Here is a 13,078-nt window from a genome sequence, read left to right as displayed (position 1 = left end):
ACCACCTCAATCCATAGAATTGGTGTTACTCCCCCTATTACCTTTTTTTAGCACTTTCACTCTTACATTTCTATTACAGTTTGGTACTTTTTTTGGTACTTTTTTGGTACCAGGTACAGGAGGGGAGAAAAAGTGTACCTGGTACCGAGAGAAAAAAGAAAAAAAGTCCTGCCCATAATGATGCCAAGCTGCAGGACTTGTTGTATGTTAAATCGTTGTTTGCTCAGGGTGTTGATTCCTGCGATTCTTGACTGCATAGGAATAGCAGCCTTCCTATGAAAAGGGCTCTTAATTCTTCTTGTGATCAGCTGTATTTCTCTGCGCTCTCATTGTTTAAAGAAGTAAGAATACTAGTGTTCTAGCCGCTACTCCTGATAACCAGCTTGGCATTCCTGCATGTTGCATCTGACTCGACAGGGCATCGGTGATGTCACTGTGAGAGGCAGCAGCAATAGTTAACGTTTCCATTACATATTGATAGCCTAAGTACTCTTCGAACGTACGTTTAGCATCGGCTGTAATCGGCAGCTTGCTCGTATATTCTTCAATGGAAAGATTCCAGGCATATTCACCTGTGTTTTGTAACTTTTGAATCATTTGCTTGGCTGCGTGAGGGGCTTCTTTCGTTTCAGGCTCATAGGGTTGATGGATCGTTTGCTCGTCGTAGGTGGGTTTGCTCGATAACCGTTCATCTAATCCCGTCACAATATCAAACTCTAAAATCATGCTCTCATGGAGTTCATTTTCTAATTGTTTTACTTCTTGTTGTTTTTGTTCACTTAATGGATCAATAGATGGAGAATTTTCAGCGGCTTGAACCCTTTCCATTCCAGGTGAAAAAGCCATAAGAATCATGCTCAGTACAATTAAAAGACGACAATTCTTTTTCAAATACATCCTCTCCCTTCTAGTAGATGCGATCAAAATATCATAGAAAGAGAGAAATGAACATAAAATTATACAAAGTTGAACAAAATTTACCATCTATTTTTTGTAGATCATTACCTAATGTGCAGAAATGGTAAACTTTTTCCCCATTAAAAAACCTGCCCTATAAACAGGCAGGCAGAGTCATCTAAACTATAAGCTTCTCTATGTAAGTTGATCATTTTGACAATCTTCACAAGTTCGTGGGTACATAGGCGGTGAATCAGAAAATGGCTGGTGACAATTCTCACAAATTTCCCCTTCCATAATGTCCTCTGTATTTCCCAATTGACGCTGCTCCATAAGAAGTAAGTTTTCCATTATGTCATACGCCCCCTCATCCAATTATATTTTTTCTCATCTAAGCAAAAAACAATAGGAACGGTTAACAATTACCTATATTTTATCATATTTTTCACCTTTTGAAATATAATTGTAAAACTTTTGACATAATTGTTATACAAGAAAACTTTTATCTTTATGAAACAGTAAACCTGCCACTCACTATAACTTAAAAATATGAACAACTGTACGATACAGGATCGCTACTCCATTCATTAATGCTGATTCATTAAATGTCATATGGGGATGATGCAGACCTGGCTTTAAATCACAGCCAAGCCCGAGCATTGTCGCTTTTAAAGAAGGTCTTTTCCTAGTGTAATAATGAAAATCGTCTCCTCCCGGTGTGACGATTGGCGGATGTAAGCGGTCCTCACCAAGCGTGTGCTTGATTGCTTCTCTCATATGATCGGTCGCTTCTTCATTTGTTTTGGCAGCTGCAGCTCCATTTATATCATTTATTCTTATATCGATATTATATAAATTTTCCAACGCTTCAAATAGGCTGCGGACTTTCCCTTCCATTTCATCCATCAGTTTATTGTTCTGCGCGCGAAGGTCTATAGAAAATGAGGCGTTGCCAGGAATAATGTTCGAGCTCTTGCCGCCTGCATGAAAATTCGTCATTTTTACCGAGTGAGGAACATTAGGATCTAAATGGATCTTGCTCAGGTGGTTAACAATTTGTGCCCCGATCTCGATCGCATTGTGATTGAGGTGAGGTCTTGCTCCATGAGCGTCCTCGCCTTTAATCTCAACCTTATACATTTTAACGGCTCCATGTACTATCGCAGGGGAAGCCTTCCCCATGGGAACCTCCTGCGCCGGTCTTAGATGAATGCCAAATAGATAGTCGAGGTCATCGACAACTCCCTTCTCGACCATTTTTAATGCTCCAGAACATACTTCTTCTGCAGGTTGAAAAATAAACTTAATCGCCACTTTTTCCTTGATGGCAGGGGTTTGTTCAAGCTTCCACAACAGACCTAACACCATCGACATGTGAGCATCGTGTCCGCAAGAATGGTTCGCTTGAAAATCTCCATTTATTTCCTGCCACAAAGCATCCATATCTGCACGCACACCGATGACAGGATGGTCACTTTCAAAATTGCCATATTCCCCGATCACGCCGGTACAATCGTCAAATGTGGTGACCGTACACCCGCTTTTCACTAACAATTCCTCGATATAGTTCGTTGTTTTATACTCTTCCCAGCTGATTTCCGGGTTCTCATGAAGATAGCGGAAAGTCTCAAGAACCCTTTTTTCAATGCCATTTTTCATTTTTCCACCTTCTTTCGGTACCAGGTACAGGATTTTCACTCTTGTGTACCAGGTACACGCGTTTAACGTTCGCGTACCTGGTACCCTAATACTGTTACATATCCGCCGGCTAGCTTCAGTAAATTAAGGTCTCGTTCTAAGTCATAAGTGATGAGGAAGCTGGTGGATGGTCCACCTGACTTATTTCGATCAAAAGGAACGGTCCACTCGTGAGGCTTCCACGCATTTCTTTTCTCCAGCTCTTTTAAACTGCCATCAATCCCTTTAGAGCCAACTGGCAAAATTTCATGCACCCAGTCCTGTTGTGTCAAACTTACAAATAAGTCTAATGGGGCGACTTTTTCTGCTGAATGAATAACCTCTTCCCCAACAAGCGGCTCGCCAATCAAAGCGACTCCACACCCTTCGAAAGAACAGCCTACCTTTTTATCCTGTGAAGAGACCGTCCCTATTACACTTAATCCAACCGCTGATTGATTCATCGAAAAGTTGGATTCAGTACTTCCTGTAATCGGCAGTTCAAAATCTAAGCTTCTGCATTGTTCGGTAATCGACTCTTCAAGTTCCGGCCACACGTCGTCTCCGGCAAAGTTCATTACATTCACTGCAAAAGGAGCAGCACCCACCGCTAATGTGTCCATAATAGCCACGCGAAACAACGCTTCAGCTACGATTGAATAGGGAACCTGCACCTGATCGTCACACTTTCTTCCAATCGCACCTGCATTATCTGTGGCTATAACAAGCTCTCGATCATGTTGATCTGGTATGAATAATGGGACGGCCATTTATTCGTTTTCCTTTCGTTTCCCTGAACGAAAAACTTTTGCGCTGCGAATATACTCGACGTCTTTCATTTCGCTCAGCATATTGACGTAGCGGGCCAGTCCGAAGAAATAGTCTGACAAACGATTTAAGTATATTAAACAAACAGGATGGATCTCTTCTTGTTTTTGCAAGGTAACGACGAGACGCTCTGCCCGGCGGGTGATCGTTCGAGCGATGTGCAATGTCGCGGAAGCTGCTGATCCTCCTGGTAAAATGAAGCGCTCAAGTTCAGGCGATTTTTGAATGTATTCGTCCATGCGCTGCTCCAGCCAATCAATACTTTCCTGCTGAAGCTTGTACGGACGGTTCGATTTTTTATTCGCAAGGTCACTGCCGCAGTCAAACAGCTCATGCTGAATCCGCTCCAGCTCTTCTTGAATTTCAGTAAATTTTGCACCTTCCAATTCCGTACGTGCTTTCCCGACAAAGCTGTTCACTTCATCGACGGTTCCATAAGCTTCCACGCGCACTTCATCCTTCTCCACTCTTCCACCAATCACGCTTGTCTGTCCTTTATCTCCCGTTCTCGTATATAACCTCATGTTAAAAACCTCCTATTTTATTTGTTGTGGAATGCCAAACCAAATGCGATAGACGGCCTCAGCATCCTTCATGAACTGCTGGTATTGAAAGCCGACGTCATCCCGCCACTTACGGTCTTTTGCTTCCATAGGTACGATGCCGCTGGTAATGTCCGTTCCAATGAAAACGAGCTGACGAACGTCATTGTCACGTTCCCAATCCATTAACTTTTGAAAAAATTTTTGAGCGTCGTTACGCTCTCCAATCATCGTTTCTACTTGGTCAACGATCACTAAAGAAGCGGCTCCCTTATCAAATGCATTCCTCTGCCGTATAACAGCCGCTTCCCCTTCGTAGTGCTGCAGAGCCCAGGCTAATTTGCCGTTATGCGCTCCGCCTGTAATAAAATCCACTCGTCTCCCTCCTTTAGCAACTGGATGTGGTAGGCCTCACCTGGATCCATGCTCCACTCCCACATGGAATTCGTCTGCTTTGAAAAATGCTGCAGTAACGTACGAATGACGCCTCCGTGAGTAACGAGAGCTATTGGCGATGCAGCGTCTTCACATGTTTCAAGGAGGGCAGCCATAAACTGAAGCACACGACCTTTAAATTGAGAAAAACTCTCCCCATTTATAGGCGATTCATTCTCCATATCATCAAGCCAGCGTCTGTACCCTTCCTCGTCCTTTAATTCCTCGTAACTCTTGCCGTCAAAATCTCCAAAATCATATTCCCGTAATGCTTTTTCTTCTCGAAATACCAGCGACAAAATACCCGCAGTTTCTCGGCAGCGTGATAAATCACTTGCGTAAACGAACTCCATAAGGGGCAGCTTCTTTCTCAACTGTTTAATTTGATCCACGCCTTCTTCCGTAAGAGGCTCCTCGCGCCAGCCAATGTAGCGTTTTTGCCGATTTGACACCGTTTCTCCATGACGAATTAAATAAAGATCCAAATGATCAACCATAAAAATGTCACCATCCCTTCCAGCATCGCGCCGCAAACATCACCTGTAATTCCGCGAAAGGCTTTAACAGCCCAGCTCTTTATGATCCAGACCCCCGCAAATACAGCTAAGCCCATGGCAATGGACACACCGATCGAAATGAAAAAACATCCTATTATAAGAAAGAAACTTGTACCAAGCAGCCACCACGTCACACTTGGATCATACGATTTTTGAAAAAAAGAGCTTAGTCCGCTCGTTTTTGCAGAGGGCGCGTGGCCGAGCAATCCGACCATTGCCATTCGTGCGAAACACGGAACGATGAGTAAAAACCAAACGGCCGCTTCGTCTACAAGCAATGCTTCATATATAAAGATGAAGCGCAGAGCGAGAACGATAAGTAAGACCATCACACCAAACGCCCCAGTACGCGGATCTTTCATAACGTCCAATCGTTTCTCCGGGTCTTGATAAGAAAAATAAGCATCCCCTGTATCCATAAGTCCATCTAAGTGAAGGCCGCCGCTTAACACGATTGGAATAATGATCGCCAGCAAAACGAGACTGAGTAAACTTATTTCTGTGTACGTATTCAGCAATAAAAACAGGACGGCATTCATTGCACCAAACCCTAACCCTACCAACGGAAGCCAGCGCAAGGACCAGCGAACGCGGGAGGGTCCCGGCTCAATCTCTTGATGAACAGGGATGATCGAAAAAAATTGCAGCGCGAACAATCCGCCAAAAAAGAAGTTCTTCATGAGCGGCTTCCTTCAACAATTTCACGGATCGCCTCGTGGTCCAAGTATTTTTCTAAATGATCGGCCAGCCTGTCGTATCGCTTTTGACGATCGGAGAAGTGCATCACCGGCTGTTGAGGCAGGCCTGCTTTTTTTCGCAGGCGGTTAAGCCATTCGGTCCGCCACTCGTCGTTGTGAAAACAGTCATGTAAATAGGTGCCGATTAACCGGCCGTGATCGAGGCTGATGCCTTCTGGTCCATCTGGCAATTCGAGAAAAGGCGTCGTATTCACGCCTATTGTACGCCCTAAATGAATTTCATAACCAGCCATTGGAGTTTCTGCAAATCCGCTTGCCGGGTGTGTACTTCCCTTTACACGTATCGTCTGTTTTTCACGGAAAAACGTCGTCGATAATGGAAATAAACCTATGCCTGCCGTACCTTCCTGATCGGCCTTATCTTCATACATCGTTTCACACAACACTTGATAGCCGCCACAAATGCCAATGACCGTTCCTTCCTCGGCATATTCACGGACGGCTTCTTTTAATCCCAGTTTCTCAAACGTACGATAATCGTCTATCGTACTTCTCGTTCCCGGTAAAATTAATGCATCAGGATCTTCTAACTCATCAAAAGACCGGACATAGCGGATCGAAACATCCGGTTCATGAGATAACGGATTTACGTCCGAGTCGTTCGCTATATAAGGCCAGTGCACGACAGCAATATCTAATGACTGCTCCTGATTAGCATAAACAGACTCAACAGTCAGCGAATCCTCACCCTCTATGCCGTGATTTTCTAAATGAGGCAGGACGCCAAGTACAGGAATCCCGGTACGCTCTTCAAGCCATCTCACTCCATCTTCAAACAACGCTCGTTCGCCGCGAAATTTATTAATGATCACCCCTTTCACACGCTTACGATGCTGTTCTTCCAGCAGTTCCAGCGTGCCGACGATGCTTGCGAATACACCGCCTCTGTCAATATCAGCTGCTAAAATGACAGGAACATCAAGCAAGTCAGCAATCGACATGTTTACAAGCTCACGGTCGTTTAAGTTGATTTCCACCGGGCTTCCGGCTCCTTCAATGACGAGCATGTCGTACTCCTTATTTAAACTGTCAGCCGATGCCTTGATGGTCCGCTTGCCTTTTTCATATCCTTTTTCCCGATATTCAGAGCCTGACCATACGGTTTGACTGACCCCGCGTAAGATCACCTCTGACCGTCGATCACTCGTTGGTTTTAACAAAATCGGATTCATTTCAACCGTCGCCTCCACCCCGGCAGCTTCTGCCTGAATGCCTTGCGCGCGGCCGATTTCTTCTCCTTTAACCGTCACGTACGCGTTATTGGACATGTTTTGTGATTTAAACGGAGCCACCTTTACGCCTTTTCGGGCAAACATCCGGCATAACCCAGTGGCGATCCAGCTTTTCCCGACATTTGATGCGGTTCCTTGAATCATGACACCCTTCATCCATCCACCTCCTTATGAAAAACAGGCTCTCCAAACACCATTTCAACCGCCTGGTCACTGCGTGCAGCAAGATGCTGATTCATCGTTCCGACGATGTATTTGTAGGTTTCCACCATCGAAAATGGAGAAGGAAGCTCTCGGCTGACCTCATTCGAAATGATGTACACCTCGCCCGGCTGAGCGATTAACGCTTCAACCTGGTTCAGCAATCCATCGATCAGCTGATCTGGATCCAAGTCTTCATGCTGGATCATTTTATTCGTCACCCACGTCGTGATGCAGTCGAGTAACACAGCGTCTTCCCATGAAAAAGTCAGCTCGTTAATCTTCGTCGGCTGTTCCCACGTCAGCCAGGCGCGCTCACTTTTTCTGCGGTCCTCCTGATGATGAGACACACGCTCTATCATCTCTTCATCCGTCGCTACCCCTGTGGCTATATAATGAAGGTTCTCGCACTTACTTTTTAGCATCTGCATCTCCGTAAAGCCTGTTTTCCCGCTTCTTACACCTCCGCAAATAAAAGTAATCATAGTGCCCACCTCGCAAGCAGTTCGAGCAGCCGATCATTCGCCTCTTTTGTATGGATACATAGACGAATAAACTCCCCATCGATGCCTGGAAAATTGTACGTATGTCGTGCGGCGATCCGATTTTCTAAAAGAAAAGGGAGTAACGTTTCACCCAAATTGGGATAGCCGCCAAGTAAGTAATAATTCACTTCACTATCCGTCACCGTAAAGCTCAGGTCCTGCAGCGCTGGAAAAAGCCGATCTTTTTCCGATTGGATGTAACGTCGCGTCCCTTTGCGAAAAACATCGTCCTGAACACAGCGCTCAGCAACGGCTTGAGCGAGTCCGTTTACACTCCATGTCGGCTGATAGTGAGAAAGCTCCTCCACGAGGTGTTTGTCTGCAGCTGCGTAGCCCATTCTCAGCCCTGGTACAGCATACATTTTGGTTAAGGATCGGAGCACGATCAGCTTCGAATAGCTCTTTACATGCTGAATCAATGATGGCTCTTGCTCCACAAAGTCATAAAACGCCTCATCGATTACTAGATAAGTGCCCGTCATTTCACACGTCTCCAGCAACGGAGCCATTTCACTCCAATCATAGTGAACGCCTGTTGGATTGTTGGGATTGCATAAAATAACGAGGTCGACACCTGCCATTTTTTCCTCTATTCGTTCAACTGGCAATTGCCATCGCTCTTCTTCCTTGAGGAATACGGTCTCGACCTGACAGCCGTGCGTTTGTGCAATCGTTCGATATTCTGAAAACGTCGGTTCCACAATGAGCACTCTTTTGCCAGAAAAATATCCTCCCAGCAGCATCAGAAGCTCGGAAGCTCCGTTTCCAACAAGTACTTGTTCCTCTGATATCCCTTCTGTCTCAGCAATCGTCTCGATCAGACGCTTGTTGTGAGGATCAGGGTATTCCATGACGAGATGATAAAAATCCTGCCATTTCTCCTTCAGCCATTCTGGCGGGCCTAGCGGATTAACGTTGACGCTAAAATCATATTGCACAGGCGGCAGGTTCATCGATTCGGTTAAGTAGTGCGGGTTAGCGCCATGAGCTGGCCATTTCAATAAGGGTCCCTCCCATCCATAAAACTATGAGAAAATAAATAATGGCTCGAAGCATGATTTTCGTAGATTCCAAGATATGCTGCGCGTGAAGCTCTTGTCTCATAAACCCAATCGTCGGCCGATAAGAAGCTTCCCCGAAATAATAGTTTTTCCCGCCTAGCTGCACGCCTAGTAAAAGAGCAAATGCCGCTTCACCCCAGCCGCTGTTTGGACTTGGATGACGCCTGGCCTGCTCACGCAGCAGCCGAAATGTAACAGCCGAAGATTTTTCTACGAGAAGCAGAAGCCATGCCGTCAGCCTGGCTGGAATCCAGTTCAATACATCATCAATACGCGCCGATCCCCAGCCAAACTGTACATAGCGCTCGTGACGGTAGCCCACCATCGAATCACACGTGTTCACGGCACGGTACAGCATCGCTAAAGGCGCACCGCCGATTAAGGCAAAAAAGAGAGGGGCCGTAATGCCGTCGCTCGTATTCTCGGCCACCGTTTCTACAGCTCCGCGAGCGATCTCTGATTCGTTTAATTGTCCGGTATCCCGCCCGACGATCATCGCTAGGTTTTGGCGCGCTTTTGTAAAATCTTTTTCCACTAAAGGTCTGTACACATCCATCGCCGCTTCCTTTAATCCTTTCTGAGCAATCGTCGTCCAAATGAGCAGCGCTTCCGCGGCGATTCCAGCAGCCATGTGAATCTGATAACCTCCCCAAACGATCGTCCACGAGAGGAAAAAGACGATTATGCCTACGATAAGAAGCATCGCCGCACCTTTTACTCGGCGAAAATTACCGTGATTCCACTTTTTCTCAAAGAAAGCAATCAATTGGCCGATCATACGGACAGGGTGAGGCAGCCAGCGCGGATCGCCAAGCCATAGATCAAGCATAAACGCGAGCGTTAACGCCATTAAATGCGCCATCATACGCGTTTTCCTTGGAACGAATTCTTGATGGCTTCAACTGTGGCTTCATATACCGCTCGGCCGATGGTACTTCCGAGGGCCGTCACAGGTCCTGCGTATTCTACATGCTCCCCCGTCTGCGTACTTGCGATCAGAATGCTGTCGGTGGAGGTACCTGTTGCCATCGTGCCCGTTAACTGATCGGTTATTTCACAATCAGTAAAAGCCTTCGTCTTCGCTTCCGTTGCCGTTACAACCGCTTGAATAAAGGCTTGCTCAGAAAGCTCTCCTTCAACAAAAACCCACGTATTGACGGTTCCCGGTGTGGCCACAAACCCGTGCTCCGCTCCGTACAACACATCGACAGCGTTACTCGTTCCCGCGGTCACAAGGACAAGCAGCGTAAAATTGTTCTCGCATACATATCGCTTCGCAAAGTTCGTTACATTAGCTGCCGTCATCATAGCCAGCGTTTCGTGTTCAGGCAGCCCCCACTCATGAAATTTTTCCTTCATGAATCGATCGGGCGCATCACAGGTAAAGTTTTTATCGACGTGATAGTTCACAAAGTTTTGGTACCAGCCAAAGCCTGCACCTACTACAGCTGAAGAAAATGTTTTCAATGGCCGTTTCACCTGAAACAGTATTTTTTCGTCACTGACTTGTAAAAGCTCCGACGACAGCTCTGAAGATGCAGAAGAAAGATAACCCGGCATCACGTTCATTTGCGGACTCGCTACAGACGGATTCGCATACACATCAATCGTCGATTGGTAAACCCCTTCAAGCAATTCCTTTTGCATGACGGCATCCGGCGTCCCCATTTTTTTAATGCTGCCTTCTTCCATAAGCAGCAGCCGATCGCAGTACAAGCTGGCAATATTTAAGTCGTGAAAAATAGATACAACCGTTAACTCATCTGTTAACGTTAACTGCTTTAGTTCATCAAGCAATTGCTTTTGATAGCTGAAATCAAGGTGATTCGTTGGCTCATCAAGCAGTAATACGTCAGGCTCCTGGCTTAACGCCTGCGCTAAATACACACGCTGCCTCTCTCCACCGCTTAGCTCCGTAATCGGCAGGTGCCTCATTTGAGTTAAACCCATTTGATGTAAAATGCGCTCAACGACTTGCTCATCTTCCGCAGATGGCTGTTTAAACAAGCCTGATTGATAGGCATAACGCCCCATCATCACGGTCTCATCCACGCTGTACGTGAAGTAGCTCTGCTGAATCTGCGGCAGGGTCGCCACTTTTCGCGCCAGGCTTTTCCGATCGTATTGGTCAATTGTCCGGCTATCGATTGAGACCGTTCCGCTCCATAAAGGGAGCACGCCGCTCATCATTTTAAACAGCGTCGTCTTGCCGCAGCCATTTGGACCGACGACGCCAAAGAATTCCCCTTTTGATACGGAAAAATCGACGTGAACGACGATCGGCTTCTCCTCATAACCGCCGCTTACGTTCTGAACTTCAATCATGCACAGCTCCCCTCCTTTTACGGTGTGTGCTTCGTTCTTTTCGCTGCTGATACAAAATCAATGCAAAGATCGGCGCTCCAATCAGTGAGGTAATAACACCAATTGGCAGTTCCACAGGTGCAATTATTGTGCGCGAGACGAGGTCAGCTAAAATTAAGAACGTCGCCCCATTGATTAAAGACAGCGGCAATAAATGACGGTGATCGACGCCAAATAATTTCCGGCAAATGTGAGGCACGACGAGCCCTACAAATCCAATCGTTCCCGAAACTGCCACCGCTGCTCCTGTTAAAATGGAAGCGGCGAGTAATATGACAGCTTTTCGTTTTTCAGTCGGAACACCGAGCTGCTTCGCCCGTTCTTCGCCTAACGACATCGCGTTAAGCTCCTGTCCTTGAATCAAAAGCAGCAGCGATCCGATCACAAAGAAGGGAACGAGCAGGCTGACGAAATTCCAGCCTCTCATCGCGACGCTGCCAAGCAGCCAGCCGACGATCTGCCGCAGCTCATCGCCCGTTAACGCAATCATTAAGGAAATGACCGATCCAAGAAACGACCCCAACACAATCCCTGTTAAAATGAGCGTCTCAATCGACAGTGTTTGATCAAGCATGCGGGCAAACGTAATAACAAAAAGCAGCGTCAGTACAGCCGTTAAGATACTCATGATCGGCAGCGTAACCATCGAAAACACAGGAAACGAAATTCCGAGGAACAATACAAGCACCGCCCCTACGGAAGCCCCCGATGAAACGCCTAACGTATAGGGGTCAGCCAACGGATTTTGCAAAAGTCCTTGAAAGGCCGCTCCCGAAATCGCAAGCGATGCACCGACAAGTCCGGCTAATAAAACGCGCGGAAGCCGGACATCCCCGATAATACTGTCATGAACGGAATCAACAGCTGGAGAAAAAGGTGTCACATGAGCAATAATCACTTTTATAATCTCAGAAAGCGGAACGGCCACGCTGCCCGCACCTACCGCCGCTATGATCGCAGCGGCTAACACCAGCAGAGATCCCGTGTAGGTAAAAAATTTACTCATCGCCAAATGTGTCAGGGTAAACCGCTTCCGCTAGTTCTTCTAACCCTTCTACTAAACGCGGACCTGAACGGGTCACAAGGTCAGAATGCACATCGATGACTTTTGCATTTTCAATCGCAGGGACTTCTTCCCAGCCCTCACGGCTTAACACTTGCTCTACTGGATCTTCTGTATAGTAACCATACGTCGTAATGATGGTGTCCGGCTGCATGTCGATGACCGCTTCTTCATTCATCTGCACCCAGCCCTCTTCATCAGCTGCGGCATTTTCCGCCTGAATCATCTCAAGCATTTCATTCATAAATGTGCCTGTCCCTGTTGTGTAAATTTCCGGCTCAGGAGACACCTCGACAAACACACGTTTCTCTTCTTCCACTTCTGCCGCCTGTTCCTCAATCGCCTCTATGTCTTTCTGCATGCCCGTTACGATTTCTTCAGCATTTCCCTGCTCATTCACAACTTCACCAATGGCTTCGATCGTGTCGTAAACCCCGTCAAAACTGGCCGCATCTTCAACGATGTATACGGCAATCCCCGCCTCTTCGATCTGATCAAGGGCTTCCTGCGAATTGTGTGCGCTGGAAGCATGCGCCAGGACTAAATCAGGCTCAAGGGAAATGACTTTTTCCACATTAATTTCCATACCGCCCACCTGCTCAAGCTCAGTGACTTCTTCCGGGTAATTATCGTTTTCTGACACACCGACAACTTCATCTCCAGCACCCAGTTCAAACGCAATTTCCGTATTGCTCGGCATTAAACTGACAATGCGCTCGGGATCCTCCTCTATTTCAACCTCATTTTCCATCGCATCCTCTATCGTCAACGGATAGCTCGTTTCACCAGAAGCTTCTTCATTGCTTTCCTCCGGTGCTTCATCATTTGATTCCTCACTCGAATCCTCCGCACATCCCACTAGCAGCCCAGCTGATAAACAAGCAACTCCTATGTAACGCCAATACTTTTTCATGTCGT

15 protein-coding genes are annotated in these 13,078 nt (G+C 46.6%); all 15 read right to left on the bottom strand.

The annotated features are described in order from the left end of the window. Nucleotides 1–333: 333 nt before the first annotated feature. The 15 genes from IEV27_RS15495 to IEV27_RS15425 all read right to left on the bottom strand — a co-directional run bounded on the left by IEV27_RS15495 (nt 334) and on the right by IEV27_RS15425 (nt 13,073). Nucleotides 334–891 carry a hypothetical protein gene (locus tag IEV27_RS15495; RefSeq protein ID WP_188378415.1) on the bottom strand — a complete coding sequence of 186 codons (558 nt, stop codon included), beginning with the start codon at nt 889–891 and terminating at the stop codon, nt 334–336. Between the two features lie 201 nt (nt 892–1,092). Then, entirely contained in the window at nt 1,093–1,248 is a 156-nt protein-coding gene (locus IEV27_RS15490; protein WP_188378861.1) for a hypothetical protein, read from the bottom strand. A 183-nt stretch (nt 1,249–1,431) separates the two neighbouring features. Next, complete coding sequence (locus tag IEV27_RS15485) at nt 1,432–2,556, bottom strand: M20 peptidase aminoacylase family protein (RefSeq protein WP_188378414.1); 1,125 nt, start codon at nt 2,554–2,556, stop codon at nt 1,432–1,434. 62 nt (nt 2,557–2,618) lie between these two features. Further along, entirely contained in the window at nt 2,619–3,344 is a 726-nt protein-coding gene (locus tag IEV27_RS15480) for an ATPase (protein WP_188378413.1), read from the bottom strand. Then, the gene (locus tag IEV27_RS15475) at nt 3,345–3,926 is read right to left on the bottom strand and encodes a cob(I)yrinic acid a,c-diamide adenosyltransferase (RefSeq protein WP_188378412.1); all 582 of its coding nucleotides are present in this window, start codon (nt 3,924–3,926) and stop codon (nt 3,345–3,347) included. It abuts the gene before it with no gap. 12 nt (nt 3,927–3,938) lie between these two features. After that, nucleotides 3,939–4,319, bottom strand: a complete 381-nt coding sequence (locus tag IEV27_RS15470) for a bifunctional adenosylcobinamide kinase/adenosylcobinamide-phosphate guanylyltransferase (RefSeq protein ID WP_188378411.1) — start codon at nt 4,317–4,319, stop codon at nt 3,939–3,941. Continuing rightward, nucleotides 4,280–4,876: a histidine phosphatase family protein gene (locus IEV27_RS15465; protein WP_188378410.1), complete on the bottom strand. Its 597-nt coding sequence runs from the start codon at nt 4,874–4,876 to the stop codon at nt 4,280–4,282. Before IEV27_RS15465 ends, IEV27_RS15470 begins: the two co-directional genes overlap by 40 nt. After that, a complete protein-coding gene (cobS, locus tag IEV27_RS15460; protein WP_188378409.1) occupies nt 4,849–5,616 on the bottom strand; it encodes an adenosylcobinamide-GDP ribazoletransferase in 768 nt (255 codons plus the stop codon). Before cobS ends, IEV27_RS15465 begins: the two co-directional genes overlap by 28 nt. Further along, entirely contained in the window at nt 5,613–7,082 is a 1,470-nt protein-coding gene (locus tag IEV27_RS15455; RefSeq protein WP_188378408.1) for a cobyric acid synthase, read from the bottom strand. Before IEV27_RS15455 ends, cobS begins: the two co-directional genes overlap by 4 nt. Beyond that, nucleotides 7,079–7,612, bottom strand: coding sequence for a bifunctional adenosylcobinamide kinase/adenosylcobinamide-phosphate guanylyltransferase (locus IEV27_RS15450; protein ID WP_188378407.1), 534 nt, complete (start codon nt 7,610–7,612; stop codon nt 7,079–7,081). The genes IEV27_RS15455 and IEV27_RS15450 overlap by 4 nt, the downstream gene beginning before the upstream one ends. Further along, on the bottom strand, nt 7,609–8,673 hold the full coding sequence (gene cobD / locus IEV27_RS15445; RefSeq protein ID WP_188378406.1) for a threonine-phosphate decarboxylase CobD: 1,065 nt from the start codon (nt 8,671–8,673) through the stop codon (nt 7,609–7,611). Before cobD ends, IEV27_RS15450 begins: the two co-directional genes overlap by 4 nt. After that, entirely contained in the window at nt 8,648–9,595 is a 948-nt protein-coding gene (gene cbiB, locus IEV27_RS15440; protein ID WP_188378835.1) for an adenosylcobinamide-phosphate synthase CbiB, read from the bottom strand. Before cbiB ends, cobD begins: the two co-directional genes overlap by 26 nt. Beyond that, nucleotides 9,595–11,058 carry an adenosylcobinamide amidohydrolase gene (locus IEV27_RS15435; RefSeq protein WP_188378405.1) on the bottom strand — a complete coding sequence of 488 codons (1,464 nt, stop codon included), beginning with the start codon at nt 11,056–11,058 and terminating at the stop codon, nt 9,595–9,597. The genes cbiB and IEV27_RS15435 overlap by 1 nt, the downstream gene beginning before the upstream one ends. Beyond that, nucleotides 11,051–12,103, bottom strand: a complete 1,053-nt coding sequence (locus IEV27_RS15430; protein ID WP_188378404.1) for a FecCD family ABC transporter permease — start codon at nt 12,101–12,103, stop codon at nt 11,051–11,053. The genes IEV27_RS15435 and IEV27_RS15430 overlap by 8 nt, the downstream gene beginning before the upstream one ends. Next, nucleotides 12,096–13,073, bottom strand: coding sequence for an ABC transporter substrate-binding protein (locus IEV27_RS15425; protein ID WP_188378403.1), 978 nt, complete (start codon nt 13,071–13,073; stop codon nt 12,096–12,098). The genes IEV27_RS15430 and IEV27_RS15425 overlap by 8 nt, the downstream gene beginning before the upstream one ends. Between the last annotated feature and the right edge of the window lie 5 nt (nt 13,074–13,078).

The organism is Halobacillus andaensis (assembly GCF_014636475.1).
GTDB classification, from domain to species: Bacteria; Bacillota; Bacilli; order Bacillales; family Halobacillaceae; genus Halobacillus_A; species Halobacillus_A andaensis.
The sequence above is the reverse complement of the archived record's forward strand: the minus strand, read 5'-3'. Positions and strand labels throughout refer to the sequence as shown.

Excerpts from the sequence above, each read along its gene's own strand:
- IEV27_RS15490 (WP_188378861.1), bottom strand. The coding sequence starts at position 1,248 with ATGGAAAACTTACTTCTTATGGAGCAGCGTCAATTGGGAAATACAGAG.
- IEV27_RS15485 (WP_188378414.1), bottom strand. The coding sequence starts at position 2,556 with ATGAAAAATGGCATTGAAAAAAGGGTTCTTGAGACTTTCCGCTATCTT.
- IEV27_RS15480 (WP_188378413.1), bottom strand. The coding sequence starts at position 3,344 with ATGGCCGTCCCATTATTCATACCAGATCAACATGATCGAGAGCTTGTT.
- IEV27_RS15475 (WP_188378412.1), bottom strand. The coding sequence starts at position 3,926 with ATGAGGTTATATACGAGAACGGGAGATAAAGGACAGACAAGCGTGATT.
- IEV27_RS15465 (WP_188378410.1), bottom strand. The coding sequence starts at position 4,876 with ATGGTTGATCATTTGGATCTTTATTTAATTCGTCATGGAGAAACGGTG.
- cobS (WP_188378409.1), bottom strand. The coding sequence starts at position 5,616 with ATGAAGAACTTCTTTTTTGGCGGATTGTTCGCGCTGCAATTTTTTTCG.
- IEV27_RS15455 (WP_188378408.1), bottom strand. The coding sequence starts at position 7,082 with ATGAAGGGTGTCATGATTCAAGGAACCGCATCAAATGTCGGGAAAAGC.
- IEV27_RS15450 (WP_188378407.1), bottom strand. The coding sequence starts at position 7,612 with ATGATTACTTTTATTTGCGGAGGTGTAAGAAGCGGGAAAACAGGCTTT.
- cbiB (WP_188378835.1), bottom strand. The coding sequence starts at position 9,595 with ATGGCGCATTTAATGGCGTTAACGCTCGCGTTTATGCTTGATCTATGG.
- IEV27_RS15435 (WP_188378405.1), bottom strand. The coding sequence starts at position 11,058 with ATGATTGAAGTTCAGAACGTAAGCGGCGGTTATGAGGAGAAGCCGATC.
- IEV27_RS15430 (WP_188378404.1), bottom strand. The coding sequence starts at position 12,103 with ATGAGTAAATTTTTTACCTACACGGGATCTCTGCTGGTGTTAGCCGCT.
- IEV27_RS15425 (WP_188378403.1), bottom strand. The coding sequence starts at position 13,073 with ATGAAAAAGTATTGGCGTTACATAGGAGTTGCTTGTTTATCAGCTGGG.